Here is a 25,901-nt window from a genome sequence, read left to right as displayed (position 1 = left end):
CAACCCCGGTGGGCTGGCCACGGCGCGGGCCGGCGCGTGGCTCATTCCAGTACCGCGCCGGGGGTGGCGCAGAAGGACGCCGGCAGTGCCTCGGCCTGCGTACCCCAGCCGTTCTCCTGCGCGGTGCTGCCCAGGGCGAAGGCGATGGTGCCACCGCGCTGCAGCTGCGCCCAGTCCAGCCACACCGGCGCATGCGCGCGGCCATCCACCTGCACGTTCTGGACATACTGCAGCTGGCGCCCGTCGGCGCCCGGCGCCTTCAGGGTGAGCGTCCTGCCCTGGCCCAGATCGATCTCGGCGCGGGCGAAGCGCGGCGTATGCAACAGGAACTCGCCGCTGCCCGGCACCGCCGGGTACAGGCCCAGCGCACTGAACAGGTACCAGGCCGACATCGTGCCCAGGTCATCGTTGCCGGTGACGCCGTTGGGCGCATTGGTGAACAGCTGCTGCGCGGCGCGCACCACGGTGGCGGTCTTCCACGGCTGCCCGATCAGCGTGTACATCCACGGCGCGTGCAGGTCCGGCTCGTTGTTGGGGTTGTAGCGGAACTGGTTGTAATAGCTGTACGGCCCGACCACCCACTCCTTGCGCGCGGCGGTCAGCGGCGATGTCACGAGGGCGTCGTACGCGAAGAAGGTATCCAGACGCCGCGCGGTCTGGTCGCGGCCGTGCATGGCCTGGACCAGGCCCGGCACGTCCTGCTGCACCAGCCACTGGTACTGCCACGCGGTGCCTTCATGGAAGCCATGGTGCGAGCGCGGGCTGTAGCTGCCATCGGCGGGCAGGTACCACGCGCCATCGTCCATGCGCGGCCGCGGGAAGCCGTTGAAATCGCCCTCCTCGTCACGCACCGACGGGTCCCATACCTTGTGCCAGTTGCGGCCACGCTCACGCAGCACGCCGGCATCGGCGGCATGGCCGAGGCCATCGGCCATCTGTGCCAGTGCGCAGTCGGCCAGTGCGTACTCCAGCGTCGCCGAGCCACCGTGGTGCGGGTCCACGTCCATGCCCTTGGAGGGGAAGGCGCGGTCGTACTGCACGTAGCCGTTGGCCAGGTAGCTCGGGTTGCCCGAACGACCCGCGTGACGCGAGTTCATCGGCGGCACCTCGAAGGCGTTCTTGCGCAGCGCGGTGTAGGCCTCGCCCTCGCGGCCGGCCAGCGCACCGAAACGCCACAGGTCGACCAGGAACGGCGTCACCGGGTCGCCGGTCATCACGTTGGTTTCGAAGTTGGCGTACCCCCAGCGCGGCAGCCAACCGCCCTGCTCCTCGATGGCCAGCAGCGTCCGGCCAATGTCGCGCGCGACCTCCGGCTTGGTCAGGGCCAGCCACTGGTTCTGCGCACGGTAGGTATCCCACAGCGAGAAGTACTCGTAGTAGGTCCAGCCGTCAGCGCGATGGATGGTGTCGTCGTAGCCACGGTAACGGCCGTCGGCATCGCTGCCGGTCAGCGGCTGCAGCAACGCGTGGTAAAGCGCGGTGTACAGCACGGTGCGGTCGTCGCTGCTGCCGCCCTGGACACGCACGGCCGCCAATTCCTTGCGCCACTGCTGCTGGGCCATCTGGCGCATCTGATCGAAGCCGAGCAGGCGCTCACCCTGCATGCCATCGCTGCGCAGATTGGCGCGCGCACCTTCGGCATCCACGTGGGAGATCGCGCTGACCGCGGTCACCGCACGGCCCTTGGCCAGATCGAAGCTGAGCCAGGCGCCGCTGGGCTTGAGCTCGCCTTCCATGCCATGGCGTGCACCCGGCAGGCCGCCGCCCTCGCCCCAGGTCCCGAACGTCTTGAACGGGCGGTCGAACTCGATGCGGAACCAGGTGGTGTACTGATGCCCGCCACAGAAGCTCTTGGTGACCAGCTTGCCTTCCACCGCACGGTCGCCGACGACATCGACCACGCTGCCGATCACCGAATGGCGCTCGTTGGCCTGGCCGAGGTTGACCAGCACGTGGCCGGTGCCCGCATCGGCGGCGAAAGTGTAACGCTCGGCCGCGGCACGGGTGCGTGCGGTGGCCTCGGCATCGATGCCGCCGTAGTTGGTCAGGCGCACCTTGTAGTAGCCCGCCTGCCCGACTTCACCCTCGTGGGTGTAGCTGGAGGCGTAGCGCTTGTGGTCGAAGCTCTTGGCGTCGTCGGTATTGAAGTCACCGCCCGGGCCGATGCTGCCGGTCACCGGCAGGACCGAGACCTGGCCGCCCTGCTCCCAGCAGCCGGCACCGGACAGGAACGAATGCCCGAAACCGCGGATCTTGGGATCGTCGTAGCGCCAGCCAGCGTAGTGCTCACCGATCGGGCTGACCTGGATCAGGCCGAACGGCGCCGAGGCACCCGGGAACGTATTGCCGTCGTCCTTGCTGCCGATGAAGGTGTTGACCTCGCGCTCCAGCGCCGCAGGCGCGGCCTGAAGCAACAGCGGCGCGCAGCTCAGCGCCAGCAGGCAGACCAGCCCAGCCAGCGGGCGGCGGCGGGCCCGGACGGCACCGGCGGCGGGAACAACGGAAAGACGTTGAGAAAAACGGGTCACGGACACGGACTCCTTGGCGGACGTGGCGGCAGCGCGAACCAGTGGCGGCGGGCGCCGCTGGTCCCCTGCACTGGGGCGACCCAATCCACACCCCGGTGAATTTAGATCGATTTAAGTAAAGCACGGAGATTTCAACGGATGCATTCTGCGCTGCAACATCGATGGCTGATCGCCAGCACCCGACCGTGCCCGAGGCTGCGCAGTGCCTGGCAGTGCCCGGTGCCGACAGCCGACAACCCGCCTCATCGGTCGATATACCGGGCTAAAGCCCCGGACCCAGCAACGTCGCGGGATCGGCCGGCTTCAACCGAAAGCACGCCCCGTGTCCATATTGCGGAGCAGCATGCTTCCCTCGCGCGGTCGTGCTAAAAATCCCCCGCCAATCGTTTAGATCGATCCAACTTAAAACGGTCACGATTGCCGGAAGTGGGGAGCCGGGGGACTGCCCACGCGATGCATGCGGGACGCGCCAGGCAACTCGACGCTCGAGAGAATTTGGCTCCACCCATTAGATCGATTCAAAGAATTCGTATCGCCACCGTTTCAATCCAGGAGAGGGAGAGAGTGGAATGAAGATGTCACGCATGCACCGCCGCGTTGCGTTGTCCGCGGCCATTGCCAGCGCCTTGGCCACGGCCGTCGTGCCGGCCGCGTTCGCGCAACAAGCCACCCCGGCCACCGGCACACCGGATGCCACCACGCTCGACAGCGTGACCGTCACCGGCTACCGCTACGCCATCGAAAAAAGTCTGCAACAGAAGCGCGACGCCAACGCCGTGGTGGAAGTGATCACCGCCGAAGACGTGGGCAAGTTCCCCGACAAGAACGTGGCCGACGCGCTGCAGCGCGTGCCGGGCGTGGTCATCGAGCGCAGCGGCGGCGAAGGCAAGACCGTCAGTGTCCGCGGCCTGGCCCCGGACCTGACCCTGACCCAGTTGAACGGCAACTACGTGGCGACCTCGGAAACCAACAACGAGGCCACCCGTTCGTTCAACTACACGCTGCTGCCGGCCAACATGCTCTCCAGCGCCGAGCTGTTCAAATCGCCGGAGGCGCGCCTGGATGAAGGCGGCATCGGCGGCACCGTGATCCTGCACACCCGTCGTCCGCTCGACATGGAAGCCAACTCCGGTTACGTGAACCTGGAGGGCACTTCCTCGGACACCAGCCACGACGTGGATCCGCAGGCGTCGGCGTTGTACTCCTGGCACAGCAAGGATGAGCGCTTCGGCGTGCTGGTCGGCGCGACCAAGCAGACCCGCACCAGCCGCACCATGCAGGCGAGCACCGAGGACTACCAGTGGTACGGCAACGGCACCGACGCGGTGGATGCGTACGGCAATCCGCAGCTGCAGGACGGTATCCACTACTGGTGGGGCCAGTCCGGCTTCAATGACCAGAGCGGCCGCAACTACAGCGAGTTCTTCATGCCGACCTCGGTGAACTTCGCCGTGAAGGAAGAGAAGCGCGAGCGCACCGGCGGCCAGTTGACCTTCCAGTTCAAGCCGACCGACAACCTGACGCTGACCGCCAATTACTTCCGCTTCGAGCTGGAAGGCAATTACACCCAGAACATGTTGAAGATCCCGGAATGGAACCTCGCCCGCTTCAACGGCGATGGCAACTGGGACGGTGGCCGCCTGCTCAACGGGCTGAGCTTCGACCCCTCCGGCAGCATCGTGACCGGCGCGCAGTACGAAAAGCTGGCCGGCAAGACGTATTACTGCAGCGAAGAACAGGCCGCGGCCGCTGGCATGGCACCGGGCGGCTGGGGTCCGGACGACTGCACCATCCCCACCCCGCAGCTGACCGGTACCTACAGCAAGGAAAAGGCGCTCTCGCAGACCGGCGACCTGACCGTCGAGTGGGATATCAGCCCGCTGTGGAAAGCCTCCTTCACCGGTGGCCGCACCTGGTCCGAAGGCGGCCCGTCGATGAACTTCGGCATGTCCGCCAAGCCGCGCCGCCAGGTCGACGGGGTCTGGCAGTCCGGCAACTCGTACAGCGCGTGGGATCTGACCGGTACGCCGAGCGCCACCTTCTCGCCGAACCTGCAGGACCAGTTGATGGCCGGCATCGCCGAGATCGACACCGGCTCGACCGGCTCGTCGTGGATGCAGACCGAGGTCAAGCAGAACTACTTCCAGGCCGACTTCACCAAGCTGTTTGAAAGCGGCTGGCTGGACTCCATCCAGTTCGGTGCCAAGTACCGCGACGGCGATGTGCACCGCAATACCGGCAACACCTACTGGGTGTGCCAGGGCAAGGATCCGGCCGACTACGACAACAACCGTTACCAGGCCGGTTGCGATGCCACCGCCGGTGTCGCCCAGCCGGGCTTCTTCCTGTCCAACCCGATCAGCAACATCGCCGGCGGCTTCAACGCCAACGTGTTCCCGGGCATCAACTATCCCGCCTACATCAACTACCTCAACGAGAAGTACGGCGGGTCGCACAGCCGCAAGGAAGAGGACTTCGTCTACAACGTCAACGAGAAGATCTACTCGGGCTACTTCCAGGCCAACTTCCGTACCGAGCGCCTGCGCGGCAACGTCGGCGTGCGCGTGGTCCGGACCAAGCAGTTCGCCGAATCCAGCGACTCGGTGGAGAAGTTCAACGACTACTTCCAGGACAACGCCGCCGGCTCGCCGATGGGCTGCAACGATCCTGCTGCAGCGCCGCTGATCGCCTCCAACACCGGCTACGTCTGCCAGAGCGGCTTCGTGCGCCTGCCGGACGGCCTGGCGCGCGAGAAAACGTACGCGTTCACCTCGATGGACAAGACCTACACGGACTTCCTGCCGAGCTTCAACATCGCCTGGGACATCACCGATACGCTGGTGCTGCGTGGTGCGGCCTCCAAGGTCATCGCACGCCCGAGCTACACCAGCATCGCCGCCCCCGGCGCGCTGAACTACATCAGCGAGGAGTACAGCAACGACCGTCGCGTTGCCGGCGGCACGGACACGCCCGGCTGGTACGGCTATGGCAGCAACAAGAACCTGGAGCCGTTCGAAGCGACCCAGTTCGACGTCGGCCTGGAGTGGTACTTCAAGCCCGGCGCGGTGGCGGGCCTGGGCCTGTTCCGCAAGAACGTGGACAACTTCACGGTCCCGGTGGTCCGCGACCAGCAGATGAATGTCGGTGGCGAAACGGTCACGGTGCAGAAGTACGAGACCCAGGCCAATGGTCGTGATGGCGTCTCCCAGGGCGTGGAGCTGTACGGTCAGTACACCTTCGACATGGGCTTCGGTATCCAGGCCAACTACACCTACAACGACACCAACCTGGCCGCCATCGTGCTCGATGGCGAAGAGATTGGTTCCTCGCCGCTGGTGGGCAGCGCCAAGAACCAGGCCAACGTCACCATCTTCTACGAGAACGAGACGTTCCTGGCACGCGCGTCGTACAACCGCCGCGGTGAAGTCGTGGGCGGTCCGGTCAATGGCATGAGCCAGTACTCCGAACCGTACGACCAGCTGGATCTCAACGTGGCCTACAACTTCACCGAAGCGCTGACCTTCACCGCCTCGGTGCTGAACGCGACCAAGTCCGAGCAGCGCATCCATCTGGGCAACGACACCAAGGCCCGCCTGGTGTCCAACACCTACACCGGCCGCCAGTTGTACTTCGGCGTGAACTGGAAGTTCTAAGCGTCACCCGCCCCCGCCTCCGGGCGGGGCAACGGTCCTCCACGGCAGCTGCGCTTGTACAGGCGGCTGCCGTTTTTTTTAATCCAGCGCCGCGCGCAGTGCGTTGACCTGCGCCACGTCGGTGGCGGTCCAGTCCGGTGACAGGCCCATCAGGGCGGGATTGTGGTGACGCATCGCCGAGGGCTGCGTCGTCTTCGCAGAGGCGTGAAGTTCGGTGCACCCACTGCGCTCGGCGACCTCCACGGCGTTGGCCGCCGTGATTCCCGCACCAGCCATCAGTGAGATGCGGTCGCCTGCCTGCGCCACCAGGGCGGCCAGCACATGGGCACCGGCCAGCGCACTGGCCTGCCCGCCCGAACTCAGGATGCGCTGGCAGCCCAGCGTCACGATCTGCTCCAGTGCCGCCGGCAGATCACGCGCCGCATCGAAGGCACGGTGGAAGGTGATGCCGAGTGGGCCTGCTGCGGACACCAGTTCCCGGCACAACGCCATGTCGATGCCACCGTCGGCATCCAGAGCGCCGATCACCACACCGTCGCAGCCGAGCGCACGGCAGTACGCGATATCGCGCAGCATGATCTCGGCCTCCAGCGCGGTGTAGAGGAAATCGCCGGGACGCGGCCGGATCAGCACGAACAGGGGAATCTGCAGGCGCTCACGGGCGACCGCGATGCTGCCCTGCGACGGCGTGGTGCCGCCCTCGGCGAGGTTGTCGAACAGTTCGATCCGATCCGCGCCGCCCTGCTGGGCGGCCAACGCAGAGGCCACCGAATTCGACGCGATCTCCAGCACCCGGCGCGACGCGCTCACGTCTGTTCGCTCGTGTACACCGAAGCGGAATCGCGCAGGTCGTCCTGCCGGTCCTTGTCGCAGACCGCGTAGACAAAGCCGCGATGCAGCGCGTAGGCGCCGACCTCACCGTGCTTGTTCAACGCGAGGAAACACACCTGCAGGGTCTTGCTTGCCTCAGGGCGCTTGCGCACGACCCGGGCGATCGCCTCGCGGCAGGCCTCGGCCGGCGAGCGGCCCTGGCGCATCAGCTCGACCACCAGGAAGGAGGCCGCGTTGCGGATCATTTCCTCACCCACGCCCGAGGCCGTCGCCGCACCGACCTCGTTGTCCACGTACAGGCCCGCACCGATGATCGGGCTGTCGCCCACGCGGCCGTGCATCTTCCAGGCCATGCCACTGGTGGTGCAGGCACCGGCCAGACGCCCCTGGGCATCGATGGCGAGCATGCCCAGCGTGTCGTGGTTGCTGCTGTCACCGGGACGGCTGCGCCGCTCGGCATTGATCTCGGGGGTGTACTGCGCGGTCTTGAGCCACTCGCGCCAGGCCTTCTCGGCTTCCGGGGTGAGCAGCTTCCTGCGCTCGAAGCCCTGCTGCACCGCGAACTGCTGCGCGCCCTCGCCCACCAGCATCACGTGCGGGGTCTGCTCCATCACGCGACGCGCCACCGAGACGGGGTGCGCGATATCGCTCAGCGCTGCCACCGAACCGCAGCGGCCATCGCCGTCCATGATGCTGGCATCCAGGCTCAGCACACCGTCACGGTCCGGATTGCCGCAGTGCCCGACGGTGGGATTGCACAGGTCGCTCTCGGCCCAGCGCGCACCGGCTTCCACCGCATCCAGCGCGGAGCCGCCGGTTGAGAGGGTCTTCCAGGCGACCTGGTTGGCCCCTACGCCGAAATCCCAGGTGGACACCACGCGCGCACCGGAGGCGGAACGCGCCTGCAACGTCGGCAGCGCGAGGGCGCCAGCGGCCAGGGCACTGGCCTGGAGAAATCGCCTGCGGTCAGTCATGGGTACGTCTCCAGTGAACGGACAAAGAGGGAATTACACGACGATACAGCGATGCTCCGCATGCCAGACCGCCGCGCCAAGAACACCGAGCTCGCCGTGGTCCACCCGCCAGATCGGCACCTGGCGCAGCACATCGTGCATCACGCCCTTGGCCAGGAACCGCGCGCGGAAACGGCCATCGCGCAGGAACCGGTCCACCCGCGTGGAGATGCCACCGGCCAGGTAGACCGAGCGCGCACCGAAGGTCGTGGCCAGGTCGCCGGCCAGACTGCCGAGCCAGGCGCAGAACACCTCCAGCGTCTCGACCGCCACCGGATCCACGCCCTCGTGGGCGGCCGCGATCAGGGCCTCGGTGCTGGTCCAGTGCGGTGTGACCCCACGGATGTCACACAGGCAGGGATACAGGTTCATCAGCCCGCCACCGGACAGCACGCGCTCGTTGTCCACGTGCTCCCAGCGCTGCAGCAGGCGCGAGAGCACCTCCAGTTCCAGCCCGTTGCACGCGTTCAATGCGGCATGGCCGGCCTCGCTGGCCAGCACCGGCCGCTCGCCGCCCTCGAAACGCAGCGCCGCGCCCAGGCCGGTGCCCGGGCCGAGCACCAGCGCCGGCCAGCGCGGGGTAGCATCGGCGTCCCCGTTGAGGGCCACCAGCGTGTCCGGCGCCACGTGCGGAATCGCATAGGCCACCGCTTCGAAATCGTTGATCAGCGCCAGCGACGCCAGCCCGGAATCGTGACGGGTCCGGGCGACCGAGACCGGCCACGGCAGATTGGTGTTGACCAGGTGGTCACCATCCAGCAGGCCAGCGATCGCGACCACGGCACTGTCCGGCGCTGCCGGCAGTCTGGCGATGAAAGCGGCCAGGATCGCGGCCAGGCTTGGGTGCTCGGCGCAGGTATAGCGCTGCAGGCCGCTCAGCTGTGGCGCAGCGCCCGCCCGCACGGTGGCCAACGCGACGCGGGCGAACGTACCGCCCACATCGGCCACGATCAGCGTATCAGGGGGGGAATCCCGGTGGGCCGCGGTCCGCGCCACATCAGGTTGAGCCGGAACCGGTACCGCTGCGCTCACTCGCTTGCCTTGGTTGAATCGATTGAATCCCGGCGATTCTCAGGCATCGCCGGGGGAATGCAAAGCCGCCTGCGCCATACAGCGCCGTACTGAATCCACGGCGCCGTGATCAGGGCTTGGCGGTCTGCAGGCGGTAGCTGGTGCTGGCCGTGGCGGTCGGGCCATCGCCCTGCACGGCACGCACCTCCACCTTGTGCTCGCCTACCGGCAGGTTGGTCGGCAGCGCGCCGCGCCACAGGTGCGGCGACGGCGTGGCTTCCGGCGAGCGGTCGAAACCGCGCAGGCGCTCGGCGGTATCGTCGGCGACGTTCTCCTGCAGCAGCCGCGGATCGGGCTGCTCGACACGCTTCATCGGCTGCCAGGCGCCATCGTCCACGCGGTACTCCACCAGCGAATCGGCCTGGCCCATGAACACGTTGGCGTACACCCCCCACGCCGGATACGCGCCCTGGCGCAGCACCTTCGGCGCATGCAGGGCGATCTGGTAATCGTCCGGCGCACGCGCCACGTAATAGCGCAGGCCGTAGTCGCCACCGGGCTTGACCGACAGCACCGCATAGCCGTTCGGGGTGCCATCGCTCATGGTTGCATCGGGGATGCCGCTGCTGTCCTTCACGCCCGACCAGAATGCCCCGCAGGCCGCGCCCACGTTGTACTCGTGCAGCGGCTTGCTGCCCTGCCAGCCTTCGGCCGCGCCGTGGTAGTAGTGCTGCTGGGTGTGGCTGTGGCCGCTGAGCACCAGCACGTTCGGAAAGTCCTTGAGCAGCGCGAACAGGCGCGTGCGATCGGCATGGCGGAACGTCTCCCGGCCGGGTGCCGCATCGAACAGCGGGATGTGCATGCCGAGCACGATCAGGCGATCACGCGGCAGGCCCTTGAGGTAATTGCCGAGGAAGGTGAACTGGTCCGCGCGCAGGCCGCCCACGTAACTCGGCTTGGCCTTGGGGTCGTAGACCACGTCATCGAGGAACACGAAACTCGCGCCGCCCTCTTCGACCGCATACGTATCCGGGCCATACACGGCGCGCCAGCTGTCCAGCGAGTGCGCATCGTTGCCGGCGTCCATGTCCAGGTCATGGTTGCCCGGCACGTGGAACCACGGCACCTGCAGCTGCGCGGTGACCTTGTTGATGTCCGGGTACAGGCGCAGGTCGTCATTGACGATGTCGCCCAGGGTCGTGCCCAGTCGCGCCGGGTGTTTGCCGATGATCGGCTCGACGATGGCGCGCTGGTAGTAGCCGATGTCCTGGCGGCTGGCGGTCTGCGAATCGGTGAACACCAGCATCTCGAAACCGTTGCGTGCCGCATCGGTGCCCTTGGCCGGTTCCAGCGCGAAATCCCAGTTGCGGGTGGCGCCGCCGGTGGCGCGGATGCCGTCGTACTTCAGCTTCGGCGATCCCTGCGGCGCGTAGTGGCGCCAGTACGAGGGCAACCCGTTGGCGGCGGCCGGGAAGCGGTACTCGTCGGGCTTGATCACGAACACGGTCTGGCCCTCGCGCACCGGCAGGCTGTAGCTGCCATCGGCGGCGGTGCGCACGATCCTTTCGCCGTTGGAGACCTGCACACCGGCCAGGCCGGGATCGGTCGGGCCGCGGCCGGGCTTGCCGTCGCGCTCCTGATACACCTTGCCGGTGACGGTCGTTTCAGCAGCCCAGGCAGGCGAAGTCATCAACAGCAGGCAAGCCAGCCAGGCGGCAGTACGGGTCATCGGGGGCGGTCCGGTCGGGGGTGGGGAATTGTAGAGCCGCACATCATCGCCTGCACCGCGTTTCACCGACGTTAAACGATGTGCAGCCCTGCCTACCCGGCGTGGCGCGCCGCCAGCACCGCGACCGCATCATCCATCGACAGCCCACGCGCACGCAGCAGCACGGTCAGATGGAACAGCAGATCGGCCGACTCGCCCAGCAGCGCCTCATCGTCCTGCACCACCCCGGCCAGCGCGGTCTCCACCCCTTCCTCGCCCACCTTCTGTGCGATCCGGCGGATATCACCCTCGAACAGGGAGGTGGTGTAGCTGCCGGCCGGGCGCTGCTGTTCGCGCTCGCGCACCACGGTATCCAAGCGGCCCAGGAAGTTGCCCGGTGCCTGCGGGAAGCAGCTCTCGCTGCCGGTGTGGCAGGTCGGCCCGGCCGGGCGCGCACTCACCAGCAGGGTGTCGTTGTCGCAGTCGATCCGCACGGCGGTCACCGCCAGCACGTTGCCGGAGGATTCACCCTTGGTCCACAGCCGTTGCTTGCTGCGGCTGAAGAAGGTCATATGGCCCGTGGCCAGGGTCTGCTCCAGCGACGCCGCATTGGCATAGCCGAGCATCAGCACGCGCAACGTGTCGGTGTCCTGCACCACCACCGGCAGCAGGCCATCGCCCTTGCCCCAGTCCAGCTGCGCCAGCGCCTCGCGCGACGGCTGCACGTCAATCAAACCCACTTCAATAGACATCTCGAACCTCGATCTGCTGCTCGCGCAGGAACTGTTTGAGCGCGGGAATGGCGATGGCCCCACTGTGGAACACGCTGGCGGCCAATGCGCCGTCAACGTCGGCCTGGTCGAACACATCGGCGAAGTGCTGCATCTCGCCCGCGCCGCCGGAGGCGATCAGCGGCACCTGGCACAGCGCACGGGCCTGGCGCAGCTGGGCCACGTCATAGCCGCGACGCACGCCATCGCTGTCCATGCAGTTGAGCACGATCTCGCCGGCCCCCCGGCGCTGTGCCTCCACCACCCAGTCCAGGGTACGGACCGCCACCGCCTGGGTCTTGTCTGGATCGCCGCTGAAGCGGCGCACCCGCCATTCGCCGTCCGCCTCGCGCACCGAATCGATACCGACCACCACGCACTGGACGCCGAAGGCATCGGCCAGCTCCTCGATCAGCTCGGGCCGACCGAGGGCCGGCGAGTTGATCGAGATTTTGTCGGCGCCGGCATGCAGTACGCGCCGTGCGGTCTCCACATCGCTGATGCCGCCGGCCACGCAGAACGGAATGTCGATCAGGCGCGCGATGCGCTCGATCCAGGCCACGTCCACCGCGCGCCCTTCCGGGCTGGCGCCGATGTCGTAGAACACGAGTTCATCGGCGCCCTGGTCGCGGTAACGCATCGCCAGCTCGGCGATATCGCCCATGTCCACGTGATCGCGGAAGCGCACGCCCTTGACCACGCGACCATCGCGCACATCCAGGCACGGAATCAGGCGGCGGCTCAACATGCCAGCGCTCCTTCCAGGGACATGCGCCCCTCCAGCAATGCCTTGCCGAGGATCGCCCCGCCGCAGCCGACCGCCTTGGCCTGGGCGACATCGTCGGCATCACGCACGCCGCCAGAGGCCTGCACCGCCACGCCGGGAAGCAGTGTGGCCAGATGCTGGTAGAGATCGATGTTCGGCCCGGACAGCATGCCGTCGCGCGCGATATCCGTGCACAGCAGGTGCTGCATGCCGGCCTCGGCGTAGCGCTGGGCCAACACGTCCAGCGTGTCCTCGGCGGTCTCGGTCCAGCCATGCACCGGCAGCAGCCAGCGGCCATCCTCGGCCTGGCGCGCGTCAAGCGCGATGGTCAGCCGGTCCGGGCCGAACTCGCGCAGCCAGCCGATCACCGTCGCCGGTTCCCGCACCGACACCGAGCCGACCACCACGCGGGTGGCACCGGCGTCAAGGATGCGCGCGACGTCATCGCGCGAGCGCACACCGCCGCCGGTCTGCACCTTCAGGCCGGTCTGCGACGCGATCGAGGAGAGCAGCGGTGCCAGCGTGTAACCACCGGCACGGGCCGCATCCAGATCCACCAGGTGCATCCAGCCCGCGCCCGCCGCGGCAAAGGCCTGCGCGCGCGGCAGCGGGTCATCGCCGTAGGTGGTCTGTTGCGCGTAGTCACCCTGCAGCAGCCGTACCACGCGGCCTTCGCGGATATCCAGGGCGGGATAGACGATGAAACTCATGTCGGTTCGTTCTCGATGAAATTGCGCAGGATGCGCGCGCCGGTATCGGCCGAGCGCTCCGGGTGGAACTGGGCGCCACTGTGCCGGCCGCGCTGCACGACGGCCGCGAACAGCCCGCCGTGATCGCACGCCGCCACGGTGTCTTCGCCCAGGGGGGCGGCGTAGCTGTGGACGAAGTACGCGCTGGCCCGGGCCGGCACGCCCGCCAGCAGCGGCGACGCGCGCAGGGGCAGCAGCCGGTTCCAGCCCATGTGCGGCACACGGATGCCGGTGGCAGGACGCAGGTGGCGAACGACCCCGGGCAACAGGCCCAGGCATTCGACATGGCCTTCTTCAGAGCCATCGAACAGCAGTTGCATGCCCAGGCAGATCCCAAGCAGCGGTACCTGCAGCTCGCGCAGCGGCTGCACCAGACCCTGCGCATGCAGACGCGCCATGCCGTGCGGGGCCGCGCCGACGCCAGGCAGGATCACCCGCGAGACACCTTCGAGCCCCTGCGCATCGCGCACCAGCCGCACCTGCACGCCCAGCCGTTCCAGCGCATAGCGGACCGAACCGAGGTTGGCCCCACCCGCATCGATCAGCGCAACCTCGGTCACAGTGCCCCCTTGGTGCTCGGCAGCGCGGTGCCCTGCCGCGGCAAGGCCTGGCGCAGCGCGCGCGCCAGCGCCTTGAAGCAGGCCTCGACCTTGTGGTGGTCGTTGTCGCCGCGCACGCTCAGGTGCAGATTCAACCCGGCCGCATCGCACAGCGAGCGGAAGAAGTGCGGCACCAGCTCGGTCGGCATGTCACCCACGCGCTCGCGCTTGAACTCGCCTTCGAACACGAAATACGGGCGGCCGCTGAAATCCAGCGCGGCACTGGCCAGGGTCTCGTCCATCGGCAGGGTGAAGCCGTAACGGCTGATGCCACGCTTGTCGCCGAGTGCCTCGCGCAGGGCCTGGCCCAGCGCCAGGCCGGTGTCTTCAATGGTGTGGTGCTCATCGATGTGCAGGTCGCCCTCGGCCTGCACACTCAGTGCGAAGCCGCCGTGCTTGCCGATCTGCTCCAGCATGTGATCGAAGAACGGCAGCCCAGTGTGGGTCTGCGGCTCGGCGGTGCGGTCCAGATCGACGTCAACCCGGATCTTCGTTTCTTTGGTATTGCGCTGCACGGTGGCGCGGCGAGGCGCATCGGCCAGCTCATGCGCGATCGAGGTCCAGTCCCAGTCGCCGCCGAACTGCTCGGTGCGCAGCTGGAAACCGCGGATCTTCATGTTCTCGGCGAACTGGATATCGGTCAGGCGGTCGCCCACCATCGCCGAGCGTGCCCAGTCGATGCTGCGGTCCTGCAGATACGGCAGCATCAGGCCGATGCCCGGCTTGCGGGTCGGTGCGTTGTCCTGCGGCCAGGTGCCGTCGATCAGTACGTCACGGAAGGTGATGCCCTGGCTGGCGAAGATCTGCAGCATCAGGTCGTTGGGGCCATCGAAGCTGGCCTGCGGATAGCCTTCGCTGCCCAGGCCATCCTGGTTGCTGACGATCACGAACTGATAGCCCGCATCGCGCAGCTTGAGCATCGCCGGGATCACATCGCGCACGAAGCGCAGCTTCTCGTAGGCGTCGATCTGGAAATCGGCGGGCTCTTCGATCAGGGTGCCGTCGCGGTCGACGAACAGAATCGGGGTCATGCGGCAGCCCTCCGGGCCATCAGGGCGGCGAGTACGCGGTCGTTCTGTTCCGGACTGCCGAGGGTGATGCGCAGTGCATCGCCCAGCTGCGGCGCGGCACGCTGGTCACGCACCACCACGCCGGCCGCGAGCAGCGCATCAAACGCGCCTTGGGCGTCGGCAAAACGGACCAGCAGGTAGTTGCCCTGCGAGGGATAGACACGCACCACACCGGGCAGCGCGGCCAGGCCGGACTGCAGGCGGGTACGTTCGGCTTTGATCTGCGCGATGCGCCGGGTGGTCACGGCCAGGCTCTCGGCGCCGAGACCGGCCAATGCCAACTCGGCACAGGGCGCGGGCACCGGGTATGGCGCCTGGCAGCGGCGCAGCAGCTGGATCAGCGCGGCATCGGCGATCAGGCTGCCAATGCGGGCGGCCGCCAGCGCATGCGCCTTGGACAGCGTGCGCAGCACGGCGATGTTCTCGTAACGGCTCAACAGCGTGGTCGCGGACGGCTGCTCGGCGTACTCCCCGTAGGCCTCATCCACCACCACCAGCGCCCTGCCCTGCAATGCCGTGGCCACCCGCTCGATCTCGGCCAGGGTGATCACGCTGCCCGCGGGATTGGACGGCGAGCACAGGAACACCAGCTTGGCGTTGCCCGACAGCGCCGCGGCAATGACGGCATCGATATCGGCGACCAGCGCATCGCCCTGATCGACCAGCGGCACCTCGATCAACGGCGCGTTCTGCAGGCGCGCGCAGACGGCATACATGCCGAACACCGGCGGCGTGGTCACCACCGCATCGCGGCCCGGCTCGCACAGCGCGCGTACCAGCAGATCGATGGCCTCGTCGCTGCCGCGGCCGATCAGCAGTTGTTCGGACGAGCAGCCGTACAGCTCGGCCAGGCGATCACGCAGCGCCGCTGGCTGCGGGTCGGGATAACGGCGCGCGCTCCCCCCGACGTCGGCCGGATTGGCCCAGGCCGATTCATTCGCGTTGAGCCAGACATCGCCGACCAGCGCACTGCTGCGCGCCGAGGAATAGCCGGCAAACGCCTGCAGGTCGGCACGGGCCAGGGACAGGATGGAGGCAGTGCTCATGCGGCCGCCTCCATGCGCAGGGTCACCGCGTTCTCGTGGGCGTCCAGGCCTTCGGCGCGTGCCAGCACGCGGGCACACTCGCCGATCGCCGCGATGCCAGCGGCCGTGGCCGACTGCACGCTGATCAGGTTCTGGAAGCTGGCCACGCTGACGCCGCTGTAGGCGCGGGCAGCGCCGGCGGTCGGCAGCACGTGGTTGGTGCCACTGCAGTAATCGCCGAGCGCTTCGGGGGTGTAGTCCCCCAGGAACACCGACCCGGCCGCGTCCACCTTGTCCAACCACGCGCGCGGCTCGCGCAGCGCCAGGATCAGGTGCTCCGGCGCATACCGGTTGCTTATCGCGAAGGCGTCGTCCAGCGAATCGACCAGGATCAGGCGCGAGGACGCCAGCGCCTGCGCGGCGATTTCCGCACGCGACAGCTGCGCCAGCTGCGCTTCAACCGCCGCCTCGACCCGGTCCACCATCGCCGCGTCGTCGGTCAGCAGCAGTACCTGCGAATCCGGGCCGTGCTCGGCCTGCGAGAGCAGATCGGCGGCGACGAACGCCGGCGTGGCACCGGCATCGGCAATCACCAGCACTTCGGACGGCCCGGCCGGCATGTCGATCGCCGCGGCACCGTCCTGGGCAACCTGCTGCTTGGCTTCGGTCACGTAACTATTGCCCGGGCCATAGAGCTTGTCGCACGCCGGCACGCTGTCAGTGCCATACGCCATCGCCGCGATCGCCTGGGCGCCGCCCAGCTTGAACACGCGGTGCACGCCGGTCAGGCGTGCGGCCACCAGCACGGCCGGATCGGCACTGCCGTCCTTGCGTGGCGGCGTGCACAACACGACTTCCCGGCAGCCGGCCAGCTGTGCGGGCACCCCCAGCATCAGCGCGGTGGACGGCAACGGCGCGCTGCCGGCCGGCACATACAGACCCACCCGACTGATCGGCCGCACCACGCGTTCGCAACGCACGCCGGGCGCGGTCTCGACCGCATAGCCCTGGGTCATGCCAGCCTGGTGGAAGGTACGGATGCGCGCTGCCGCATCGATCATCGCCTGGCGCAGCTCGGCGGAGACGGCCTGCTCGGCGGCGGCGAACTCCGCCTCGCTGACCTCGAAGGTCGCCGGTGCCACGCCGTCGAAGCGCAGGGTGATCTCACGCAGTGCGGCATCACCGCCCTGGCGCACTGCCGCGATCAACGCGGCAACGGACTCACGGGTGCGCGCCGCCACGGCCTGGACCGGGCGTTGCAGCGCCTGCGCCTGGGCGCCGGCATCCAATTGGGACCACGTCAAACGATTCATGCCAGCGACCGCTCCACACTCAATACCATCAAGCCCTGCGCGCCCGCGCGCTCCAGGTCCTCCAACCGCTGCCAGGTCAACGCACCGTGGCACATGGTCTGCAAACGCAGGTGGCCGCCGTCATCGGGCAACTGCACCAGCGGATCGGCGTCGGGCAGCAGGCGGGTCAACTCGGAGACCCGGTCCAGCGCGGCGCGGAACATCAGCAGCTTGCTGTCCTGCACGTTCACCACGCCATCGAGGCGACGCAGCAGCATCGCCATCAGACCGGCGCGGGCGTCATCGGGCGTGCGGACCGGGCCGGCCAGCACCGCCTCGCTTTCCAGCAGGGTTTCGACCGGCTTGAGCTGGTTGGCGGCCAGGGTGGCGCCGCTGGAAACCAGATCGCAGATCAGGTCGGCGGTGCCCAGGCGCGGGGCGATTTCGACCGAACCCGACAGCTCGACCACCTGGGCATCCACGCCGCGCGCGGCCAGCCAGTCGGCCAGGATCGCGGGGTAGCTGGTGGCGATGCGCTTGCCGGCCAGCTGCTCCACGCCCGTCCATTCCCACTCCTCCGGCACCGCCAGCATCAGCCGGCACTGGCCGAAGTTCAGCCCGCGCAGCGCCTGGTAGGCATCCGGCAGGCCGGTCCGGCGGCGGGCGGCGCCCTGCTCGTCCAGCTCGTTGCGGCCGACGATGCCGAAATCGCAGACGCCATCGGCGATCAGGCCGGGGATGTCGTCATCGCGGACCAGCAGCAGGTCCACCGGCAGCGACTCGCCGTAGCAGAACAGCTTGTCGCGGCTCTGCCGCCAGCTCAGCCCGCAGGCGGTCAGCAGGCTGCGGGCGGGCTCGGCCAGCCGCCCGTTCTTCTGGATGGCGATACGCAGCCGGTCACGTGCCGGGGCGGTCTGGGTTGCACTCATGGGGAGGCTCACTTACTCGGATTCGGGGGAGGACGGCGTGGCGGCAATGGCGGCGGCATAGCCGCCGTGGCCATGCTCCAGCGAACGCGCCACGCGCCCGGTGGTGGTCACGCTGACGCCGGTCAGTTCGTGGATTTCGCGATACGGCACGCCCTGCTGCAGCAGCGGCACCACCTTCCAGCGGTCCGACAGCGCCTCCAGCTCGGCCGGGGTGCACAGGTCGCGCAGGAACGCGGTGACCTGTTCGGCGCTGGACAGCGCGGCGAAGGCCGCAGCCAGGCAGGCCAGATCGGCCTGGGCGTCTTTTTCTCGGGGGGCGGGGCGTAGCTTCATCGTATCAATGTAATAGCGTGCTATTACATTAGCGCAAACGAAGCTCCAGGGTCAAACCGGGTGGCTGCTCGGATCAGGTTGGTTCAGGGGCGGGAACGAAAAACGCCCGCGGAGCGGGCGTTTGTTTTGGGTATCGGGCGTTCAACGGCGTACCGACCAACGGTCGGTACCTACCGGCACGTTACCTCGGCGCGGAGGGCGCCGCTGCGCAGGCACTCGCCGAACAGGCTGCCCTGGCGGCTCGGGATGGACTGGACGGCCTGCAGCTCCCCTGCCCCGTCCGGGCACTTCTTCCCGGCCCATCCGCGCAGGTCACGCTGCAACTGCTCCCGGTCGATCACGTGGCAGCGGTCGACCGTCAGCCGGTACTGGCCCGGACCGATCCGCTGGCCATGCAGCGCAGGATCGGTCCGGCACGCGGTCAGCAGGAGCAGCAGCGTTGCCGCCGCCCCCAGCCGCCTCACGGCATGACCTTGGCCTGCTCCAGTTCCACCTGCAGGGTGCTGGCCAGTTCCTCGCGCGAGACCTCGAACTGCTGCTCGCGCAGCAGATCCTTGACCGCGACCACGCCACGCGCCAGCTCATCGTCACCGGCCAACACGACGAAACGAATGCCGGCCTTGGCCGCGTACTGGAACTGTTTGCCGATCTTCTTCGGCTCCATCTGCACTTCGGCGTTGATGCCACCGGCGCGCAGGCGGCGGGCGATATCCAGCGACTGCGGCAGGCTGGCGTCGTCCATCAGCGCCACCAGCGCGTGGACGCTGCTGTCTTCAATCCCGGCGATCAGGCCGGCTTCGCGCAGCTGCCAGAACAGACGGGTCAGGCCGATAGAAATGCCCACGCCCGGCAGCTTGGACTTGCTGTAGTGGCTGGCCAGGTCTTCGTAACGGCCACCGGAGCAGATCGAGCCGATCTGCGGGTGGTCGGTCAGCGTGGTTTCGTACACGGTGCCGGTGTAGTAATCCAGGCCGCGCGCGATGGAGAAATTCAGGCAGTACGCGGTTTCCGGCACGCCCAGCGCCTTGACCAGCTCCAGCACTTCGCGCAGTTCGGCCACGCCCACCTTCAGCGTCTCGCTGGCAGCCGGATCGGCCAGCAGCGCGTCCAGCTGCGCCAACGCGTCGGCGTGGCTGCTGGAGCGGACCGCCACGAAGGCCAGGATCCGCTCGACCTGCTCGGCCGGGATCTCAAAGCCTTCGCCCACCAGCGTCTCGCGCACGTAGTCGGGGCCGCGCTTGTCCAGCTTGTCCACTTCGCGCAGCACCGCCAGCTGGCGCTCGCCATCAGCCACGCCCAGGCTTTCAAAGAAGCCGCGCAGCAGCTTGCGGTTGTTGAGCTGGATACTAAAGGCGCCGATGCTGAGCTCGGCGAAGACCGCATGGATCACCGCCAGGACTTCGGCGTCATAGCGGATGCTCAGCGCGTCCTTGCCGATCACATCGATGTCGCACTGGTAGAACTCGCGGAAGCGACCGCGCTGGGCACGCTCGCCGCGGTACACGCGCTGCATCTGGTAACGACGGAACGGGAAGGTCAGGTCGTGCTCGTGCTCGGCCACGTAGCGCGCCAGCGGCACGGTCAGGTCGAAGCGCAGGGCCAGCTCGGGCAGCGTTTTGTCGCCGGCTTCGGCCGCGTTTGCCAATGCGCCGGTGGACTGCACGAAATACACCTGGCGCTCGGTTTCACCGCCGGACTTGGTCAACAGCACATCGGACAGCTCGAACACCGGGGTTTCCACCGGCAGGAACCCGAACCGCTCGTAGTTGCGGCGGATGACGTCCAGCATGCGCTGGAACGCGATCTGCTCGCGCGGCAGCAATTCCATGATGCCGGGCGGCGTACGGGGCTTGATCACTTGCGGGACTCCTGCGGAAACGGGGGGATGAGCGAGCGGCATATTCTAGCCGCAGCCAGCGCAACGAGCCGCATCCGGGCATCGGGACCGGGCCAATGGCGGCATGACGTATCATAGGCAGGTCCCGCTTGCTGACCTGACATGACCCGGCCCCACTCCGGTACCGCGCTTTCCGCTGTTGAAGACCCCGCCGCCCCCGGTTGCTCGCCGCTGCGCGACTGCCTGCATTGCTCGGTACGGCACCTGGCGGTCTGCTCGGCGCTGTCGCCGGATGAAGTGCAGGCGCTGGAGCGGGTCACCGTGTCCCAGGCACTGCCGCTGGGGTCCACCCTGGCCCGTGCGGGTGAGCCGCGCCAACATGTCTATACGATTACCGCCGGTGCGCTGCGCCTGGTCCGCACGCTGGCCGATGGCCGCCGCCAGATCAGCGGCTTCGTACTGCCCGGCGACTTCCTGGGCTTGAGCGGCAGCGATCACCACCGCTATGACATCGAGGCCATCGCCGACAGCCGGGTCTGCCGCGTGGCCCTGCCGCAGATGAAGGACCTGCGCTCGCGCTTCCCGCACCTGGAGCGCAAGCTGCTGCAACGCGCCTGCCAGGAGCTGGATGCCGCGCAGGATGCCGCCATGGCGCTGGGCCGGCTGCAGCCGGCCGAGAAGGTCGCCGATTTCCTGCTGCGCCTGGCCGCGCGCGAAGCGCTGCTCGGTGAGCCGGGCCTGCGCGTGACCCTGCCGATGGGCCGCGGCGACATCGCCGACCATCTCGGCCTGACCATGGAAACCGTCAGCCGCACCTTCACCAAGCTGCGCCAGCAGGGCCTGATCGCCCTGCCCCATCTGAACACCGTCGAGATCCTGGACGAAGCCGGCCTGCAGAAGCTGTCGGCCGACGAGTCGTACTGACCCCGCCTCACCCGCGCAACAGCACCTCACGCAGCGCCCCATACTCCGGTGCGCACGCTTCGGCCTGCGCGGGCCGCTCCAGCAGCGCGGCCAAGGCCGGCGGCACGTCCAGCACCTGCCCGATCAACGGCTCCACCACCGATTCGAACTTGGCCGGGTGCGCAGTCGCCGCCACCGCCCAATGCCCCTGTGCGCCCGCGGCCCGCAGGTGCTCCAGGCGCGCCACCGCCGTCGCCGTATGCGGGCAGAACACCTCGCCATGCAGGTCATGGCGCCGCTTGATCACTTCGCGGATCGCCGCATCATCCACGGCCTCGGCCGTGAACGCGCCCCGCAGTGCCACGTCATCGTCGTTGTAGAGCCAGCGCAGCCGCTCGAAATTGCTGGGCGCCCCCACGTCCATCGCGTTGGCAATCGTCGCCACGCTGGTTTGTGCCTGGTAGGCCTCGCCATGGAAATAGCGCGGCAACACCTCATTGGCATTGGTCGCCAGCGCGATCTGCCCCAGCGGCAGGCCCATCGCCCGCGCCAGGATCGCCGCCATCGCATTGCCCAGGTTGCCGGTCGGAATCACCAGATTGAGCACGTGGCCGGTCTGCGCCTGATGCACCAGGGCCGCATGGGCGTAATAGCTCATCTGCGGCAGCCAGCGGCCCAGGCTGATGCTGTTGGCCGAGCTCAACGGCACCGCGTGCTGCAGCTCGCGATCGCCCAGCGCCTGTTTCACCATCGCCTGGCAATCGTCGAACGACCCGGCGACGCGCAGTGTGTGGATGTTGTCGCCGAAGCACCCCAGCTGATGCGCCTGGCGCGGCGAGACGCGGCCATCCGGGTACAGCACCACGACGCGGATCCCCGGCTGCCGATGAAAGGCCGCGGCAACGGCCGCCCCGGTATCGCCCGAGGTCGCCACCACGATCGTCAACGGTCGCTCACGGCCCTGCTGCAGGCGGGCAAGACACGCCGCGAGAAAGCGCGCACCGAAATCCTTGAACGCCGCCGTCGGGCCATGGAACAACTCCAGCACATGATCATCAGCGGTCGCCAGGGGGCGCAGTGGCGCATCGAAATCGAAGGCCTGCTCGCACAGTTCGGGCAGTGCTCTCTCCAGGGCATCGTCATGGAAATACGGGGCCAGCACCGCCGCGGCGGTCTGCGCGAAGGAACCCTGCGCTGACCAGCTCTGCAGTTGCGGGCGGTGTTCGGGAACGTACAGACCACCATCCGGGGCAAGGCCGGCGGCGAGCGCCTGGCTGAGCGAGGCGGCGGGCGCGGCGTGACGCGTGGAAACGAACTTCATCGGATATCCCAAAGTAGAAAGAGTGGACGTGTCACAGCACGCGCGCGGCGGGCGCATTCAAGGGTGACACCCAGCCTTGGCTGTCGAAGCCCGCGTCCGCGAACGCCTGCTGGACTGCCGCCTGCGCGGCAAGCGCGGCATCGCGCTGCTCGAACCAGGCAAACACGCTCGGCCCCGCACCGGAGATGCTGGCGCCCATCGCCCCGGCATTCAACGCAGCATCGCGGGCCGCCGCAAACCCGGCGATCAGACCGGCCCGACGCGGCTCGACCAGCACGTCACGCAGGCCGGCACGGACCAGTGCGGCATCGGAGGTGAAGCAGCCACTGAGCACCAGCGCCAGATTCGCGCTCTGCGCGACGAACTCGCCCAACGCGTAATGCCCCTGCAGCGCGGCGCGCGCGCGGCGCGTCTCCAGCACCGCGTTCGGATGCACCAGCAGGCTGTGCCACGCCGCCGGAACCGGCACCGGTACCAGCCGGTCCGCCGTGCTCAGTACCAGCCCGCCCAGCAGCATCGGCCCGAGGTTGTCGCCATGGCGGCCACCACTGGCCACCGCCTCGCCGGTCAGCGCGAACGGATACAGCGCTTCGCGCGACAACGGCTGCGGCAACAGCGCATTGGCCGCGACCAGCGCGGCCACACACGACGCGGCCGAACCGCCCATGCCCGAGCCCAGCGCGATGCCCTTGTCGATCTCCACCTCGAAGCCGAACGGCAGATCCAGCGCGGCACGCAGCGCAATCAACGCCGCACCGGCGGTGTTGTCCTCGGCCACCCGTGGCAGATCCACCGTGGTGCCGCGGATCGCGTGGATGCGAACCACGGGCTCGTCGATCCACCGCACTGTCACAGTATCGCCAACGCCCTCGATGGCGTGCCCAAGGATGTCGAACCCGACCCCCACGTTGCCGACCGAGGCCGGCGCAAACGCGCGTGCTTCCGTCCTCCTGCCCTCACTCACAGACGTGCTCCTTCGCCCACCGCCACGCGCAGCACATCGGCGAACACGCCGGCGGCGGTCACCTCCGGCCCGGCGCCCGGGCCCTGCACCACCAGCGGATTGTCGCAGTAGCGGCGCGTGGTGAACTGCACCACGTTGTCGGTCAGGCGCAGGTTCGCGAAGGCATGCCCGGCCGGCAGCGCGACCAGGCCGACCTCAGCCCCGTCCGGCGTGAGGCGCGCCACATAGCGCAGCACCGCACCGTCCGCTTTGGCGACTGCCAGGCGCTCGGCGAACACCACATCCATCTGCGGCAGGCCCGCCATGAAGTCGTCCACGCTGGCCTGGCGCAGTGCTTCGGGCACCAGGCTTTCCACGCGCACCTGCGCCAGGCTGAGCTCACGGCCCGCCTCACGCGCCAGGATCACCAGCTTGCGCGCGACATCCACGCCGGAAAGATCATCGCGCGGGTCCGGCTCGGTATAGCCCATGCCACGCGCCTGGCTGACCAGCGCGGAGAACGGCACCTGGCCGTCGTATTTGTTGAACAGCCACGCCAGCGTGCCGGAGAAAATACCGTCGATCGCCAGCACCTCATCGCCGGTGTCGACCAGGTCGCGCAGCGTGGTGATCACCGGCAGGCCCGCACCGACCGTGGCTTCGTAGCGGAAGCGCGCGCCACTGCCAGCCGCTGCCTCGCGGATCGCGTGATAGCGCTCCAGCGGGCCGGCACCGGCCTGTTTGTTCGGGGTGACCACGTGGATGCCTGCGGCCAGCCAGCCGGCATAGCGGTCGGCCACGTCGGCGCTGCCGCTGCAATCGATGATCAGGGCGTGCGGCAGATGGGCGGAGAGCAGGTGTTCGGTGAATGCGTCCAGATCGCTCGGCTGCGCCGGGCCGGACAGCGCCGCGCGCCAGTCACCTTTCAGGCCGCGCTCGTCCAGGACCATGCGGCTGCGCGAGGCGACCGCACGCAGGCGCAGATCCACATTGGCGCGGCCGAGCAGCTGTACCTGGGCCGCCTGCAGCTGGTCCAGCAGCGCCGCACCCACATTGCCCGGGCCGATCACACCGACCGAGAACGTCTGCGGCGACAGCCAGAACCCGGCATGCGCCGCGCGCAGCGCCTTGGTCGCATGGCGGCTGTCGACCGCCACCGAGATGTTGCGCTCCGAGGAGCCCTGCGCGATCGCCAGGATGTTCACCTGCGCGCGGCCCAGCGACTCGAACAGGCGCGCGGCCACGCCGGGCTGGCCGGCCATGCCATCGCCCACGGCGGCCAGCACACTCACGTTGTCGGTCAGCTGCACGCGCTGCACCTGGCCCAGACTCAGCTCATGGGCAAAGGCCTGCAGCAGCGATTCGCGCGCCCGCACCGCCTCGGCCTGCTTCACCACGCAGCAGATCGAGTGCTCGGAGGAGCCCTGCGAGATCATCACCACCGACACATGCGCATTGCGCAGCGCCGCGAAGACGCGCTCGGCCGTGCCGGGCACGCCGATCAGGCCGGTGCCTTCCAGGTTGATCACGGCCAGGTCCGGGCTCAGGGTCAGCCCCTTGATAGGACCGGACGCGGTGCGCTCGGCAGTGATACGCGTGCCTGGATGATCCGGGTGGAAGGTGTTGCGGATGATGATCGGCAGGCCACGCTCGATCGCCGGCGACATCGTCTGCGGGTGCACCACTTTGGCGCCGAAGTAGGCCAGCTCGCAGGCTTCGTCGTAGCTTAGCGCTTCGAGCTGGACCGCCTCGGGCACCACCCGCGGGTCGGCCGAGAGCACGCCGTCCACATCGGTCCAGATGTGCAGCTCGTCGGCGTTGAACAAGGCGGCGAAGATCGCCCCGGAGTAATCGCTGCCGTTGCGGCCCAGCGTGGTGATGCGGTCCTGGCGGTCGCGGGCGACGAAGCCGGTGGCCACGATGCGCGATTGCGGATGCTGCAGGCGCCACTGGGCCAGGCGCTCGGCGCTGCGCGCCCAGTCCACGTCCACGCCCAGTTCACCGCGCTCGATCACCAGCACATCGCGCGCATCCAGCACCGCGCAGTCTTCGCCCAGCGTCTGCAGGTACGTCCCGAGCAGTTGCGCCGAATACACCTCGCCCATGCCCTGCACGCGGTCCAGCACTTCGGTGGGCAGGCCGCCGATCACCGCCAGCGCACCCAGCACCTCGGCCAACTGATCGAAGCGCTGGTCCAGCCACTCCACCGTCGCCCCGGCGTGCTCGCCGAGCAACGCAACGGCGGCACCGCGATGACGTGCCCGCAAGGCGTGCCACTGTTCGCGCCAGGCCGAGCCGTCTTCCGAGGCCAACGTGGCCACCCCGATCAGTGCATCGGTAACGCCCTTCATCGCCGAGACCACGGTGACCTGCATCGTCTCCTCACGCGCCAGCAGCAGCTTCGCCACATGACGATAGCGCTCGGCATCGGCCACCGAGGTGCCGCCGAACTTGTGGACCACGGTGGTCACGCCGGCCCGCGCGGCGACGGAGACGGCGGGCTGGGCGGAAGGTGGAGCGGAAGCGGCGACAGAAGACATGCTGACCTCGATGGGAGGCCCCGCGTCACATCAGGTTGGAGAGTTTCCCCCGCCACCTGATCTGGGTGCGGGGCCGTGGT

Annotated in this window: 21 protein-coding genes; 2 read left to right on the top strand and 19 right to left on the bottom strand. The window is 68.3% G+C overall.

Features of this window, described 5'->3' with window-relative positions; translation table 11 throughout:
- Nucleotides 1-41 precede the first annotated feature (41 nt).
- The gene (locus tag ABE546_RS08000) at nucleotides 42-2,528 is read right to left on the bottom strand and encodes a GH92 family glycosyl hydrolase (RefSeq protein WP_346463186.1); all 2,487 of its coding nucleotides are present in this window, start codon (nucleotides 2,526-2,528) and stop codon (nucleotides 42-44) included.
- A gap of 569 nt (nucleotides 2,529-3,097) precedes the next feature.
- Here ABE546_RS08000 and ABE546_RS07995 point away from each other — a divergent pair.
- The gene (locus ABE546_RS07995; RefSeq protein WP_346463185.1) at nucleotides 3,098-6,181 is read left to right on the top strand and encodes a TonB-dependent receptor; all 3,084 of its coding nucleotides are present in this window, start codon (nucleotides 3,098-3,100) and stop codon (nucleotides 6,179-6,181) included.
- A 78-nt stretch (nucleotides 6,182-6,259) separates the two neighbouring features.
- On the opposite strand, the gene ABE546_RS07990 is transcribed toward ABE546_RS07995, so the two are convergent.
- The 15 genes from ABE546_RS07990 to hisS form a co-directional block, all read right to left on the bottom strand.
- The gene (locus ABE546_RS07990) at nucleotides 6,260-6,991 is read right to left on the bottom strand and encodes a copper homeostasis protein CutC (protein WP_346463184.1); all 732 of its coding nucleotides are present in this window, start codon (nucleotides 6,989-6,991) and stop codon (nucleotides 6,260-6,262) included.
- Nucleotides 6,988-7,986, bottom strand: coding sequence for a N(4)-(beta-N-acetylglucosaminyl)-L-asparaginase (locus ABE546_RS07985; RefSeq protein ID WP_346463182.1), 999 nt, complete (start codon nucleotides 7,984-7,986; stop codon nucleotides 6,988-6,990). The genes ABE546_RS07990 and ABE546_RS07985 overlap by 4 nt, the downstream gene beginning before the upstream one ends.
- 33 nt (nucleotides 7,987-8,019) lie before the next feature.
- Nucleotides 8,020-9,021 (bottom strand): glucokinase, encoded by a 1,002-nt coding sequence (locus ABE546_RS07980; RefSeq protein ID WP_346463180.1) that lies wholly within the window; start codon nucleotides 9,019-9,021, stop codon nucleotides 8,020-8,022.
- Between the two features lie 145 nt (nucleotides 9,022-9,166).
- Nucleotides 9,167-10,765 carry a calcineurin-like phosphoesterase family protein gene (locus ABE546_RS07975; RefSeq protein ID WP_313211792.1) on the bottom strand — a complete coding sequence of 533 codons (1,599 nt, stop codon included), beginning with the start codon at nucleotides 10,763-10,765 and terminating at the stop codon, nucleotides 9,167-9,169.
- A gap of 92 nt (nucleotides 10,766-10,857) precedes the next feature.
- Nucleotides 10,858-11,484, bottom strand: coding sequence for a bifunctional phosphoribosyl-AMP cyclohydrolase/phosphoribosyl-ATP diphosphatase HisIE (gene hisIE / locus ABE546_RS07970; protein WP_346463197.1), 627 nt, complete (start codon nucleotides 11,482-11,484; stop codon nucleotides 10,858-10,860).
- A 1-nt stretch (nucleotide 11,485) separates the two neighbouring features.
- Complete coding sequence (hisF, locus tag ABE546_RS07965; RefSeq protein WP_152150670.1) at nucleotides 11,486-12,262, bottom strand: imidazole glycerol phosphate synthase subunit HisF; 777 nt, start codon at nucleotides 12,260-12,262, stop codon at nucleotides 11,486-11,488.
- On the bottom strand, nucleotides 12,256-12,990 hold the full coding sequence (hisA, locus tag ABE546_RS07960) for a 1-(5-phosphoribosyl)-5-[(5-phosphoribosylamino)methylideneamino]imidazole-4-carboxamide isomerase (protein ID WP_346463178.1): 735 nt from the start codon (nucleotides 12,988-12,990) through the stop codon (nucleotides 12,256-12,258). The genes hisF and hisA overlap by 7 nt, the downstream gene beginning before the upstream one ends.
- Nucleotides 12,987-13,589 carry an imidazole glycerol phosphate synthase subunit HisH gene (gene hisH / locus ABE546_RS07955; protein ID WP_313211798.1) on the bottom strand — a complete coding sequence of 201 codons (603 nt, stop codon included), beginning with the start codon at nucleotides 13,587-13,589 and terminating at the stop codon, nucleotides 12,987-12,989. The genes hisA and hisH overlap by 4 nt, the downstream gene beginning before the upstream one ends.
- Nucleotides 13,586-14,659, bottom strand: a complete 1,074-nt coding sequence (gene hisB / locus ABE546_RS07950; protein WP_346463176.1) for a bifunctional histidinol-phosphatase/imidazoleglycerol-phosphate dehydratase HisB — start codon at nucleotides 14,657-14,659, stop codon at nucleotides 13,586-13,588. Before hisB ends, hisH begins: the two co-directional genes overlap by 4 nt.
- Nucleotides 14,656-15,744 (bottom strand): histidinol-phosphate transaminase, encoded by a 1,089-nt coding sequence (gene hisC, locus ABE546_RS07945; RefSeq protein WP_346463174.1) that lies wholly within the window; start codon nucleotides 15,742-15,744, stop codon nucleotides 14,656-14,658. Before hisC ends, hisB begins: the two co-directional genes overlap by 4 nt.
- Nucleotides 15,741-17,036, bottom strand: a complete 1,296-nt coding sequence (hisD, locus tag ABE546_RS07940; RefSeq protein ID WP_346463172.1) for a histidinol dehydrogenase — start codon at nucleotides 17,034-17,036, stop codon at nucleotides 15,741-15,743. The genes hisC and hisD overlap by 4 nt, the downstream gene beginning before the upstream one ends.
- Complete coding sequence (hisG, locus tag ABE546_RS07935) at nucleotides 17,033-17,944, bottom strand: ATP phosphoribosyltransferase (RefSeq protein WP_313218164.1); 912 nt, start codon at nucleotides 17,942-17,944, stop codon at nucleotides 17,033-17,035. The genes hisD and hisG overlap by 4 nt, the downstream gene beginning before the upstream one ends.
- 12 nt (nucleotides 17,945-17,956) lie before the next feature.
- Entirely contained in the window at nucleotides 17,957-18,277 is a 321-nt protein-coding gene (locus ABE546_RS07930; RefSeq protein ID WP_070472979.1) for a YerC/YecD family TrpR-related protein, read from the bottom strand.
- A 170-nt stretch (nucleotides 18,278-18,447) separates the two neighbouring features.
- The gene (locus ABE546_RS07925) at nucleotides 18,448-18,741 is read right to left on the bottom strand and encodes a hypothetical protein (RefSeq protein ID WP_346463170.1); all 294 of its coding nucleotides are present in this window, start codon (nucleotides 18,739-18,741) and stop codon (nucleotides 18,448-18,450) included.
- Nucleotides 18,738-20,135: a histidine--tRNA ligase gene (gene hisS, locus ABE546_RS07920; protein ID WP_341986726.1), complete on the bottom strand. Its 1,398-nt coding sequence runs from the start codon at nucleotides 20,133-20,135 to the stop codon at nucleotides 18,738-18,740. The genes ABE546_RS07925 and hisS overlap by 4 nt, the downstream gene beginning before the upstream one ends.
- Before the next feature lie 141 nt (nucleotides 20,136-20,276).
- Between hisS and ABE546_RS07915 the strand changes: the two genes are divergently transcribed.
- Nucleotides 20,277-21,038 (top strand): helix-turn-helix domain-containing protein, encoded by a 762-nt coding sequence (locus ABE546_RS07915; protein ID WP_019183011.1) that lies wholly within the window; start codon nucleotides 20,277-20,279, stop codon nucleotides 21,036-21,038.
- 7 nt (nucleotides 21,039-21,045) lie between these two features.
- Here the strand turns inward: ABE546_RS07915 and thrC are convergent, their stop codons facing one another.
- From thrC to thrA, 3 genes are read right to left on the bottom strand one after another with little or no spacing between them, the layout of a single operon-like run.
- Nucleotides 21,046-22,338 carry a threonine synthase gene (gene thrC / locus ABE546_RS07910; protein ID WP_313218157.1) on the bottom strand — a complete coding sequence of 431 codons (1,293 nt, stop codon included), beginning with the start codon at nucleotides 22,336-22,338 and terminating at the stop codon, nucleotides 21,046-21,048.
- Between the two features lie 31 nt (nucleotides 22,339-22,369).
- Nucleotides 22,370-23,302, bottom strand: coding sequence for a homoserine kinase (locus tag ABE546_RS07905; protein ID WP_346463168.1), 933 nt, complete (start codon nucleotides 23,300-23,302; stop codon nucleotides 22,370-22,372).
- A complete protein-coding gene (gene thrA, locus ABE546_RS07900; RefSeq protein WP_346463166.1) occupies nucleotides 23,299-25,821 on the bottom strand; it encodes a bifunctional aspartate kinase/homoserine dehydrogenase I in 2,523 nt (840 codons plus the stop codon). The genes ABE546_RS07905 and thrA overlap by 4 nt, the downstream gene beginning before the upstream one ends.
- Between the last annotated feature and the right edge of the window lie 80 nt (nucleotides 25,822-25,901).

Source organism: Stenotrophomonas sp. TWI377 (assembly GCF_039674525.1).
GTDB lineage: Bacteria > Pseudomonadota > Gammaproteobacteria > Xanthomonadales > Xanthomonadaceae > Stenotrophomonas.
The sequence above is the reverse complement of the archived record's forward strand: the minus strand, read 5'-3'. Positions and strand labels throughout refer to the sequence as shown.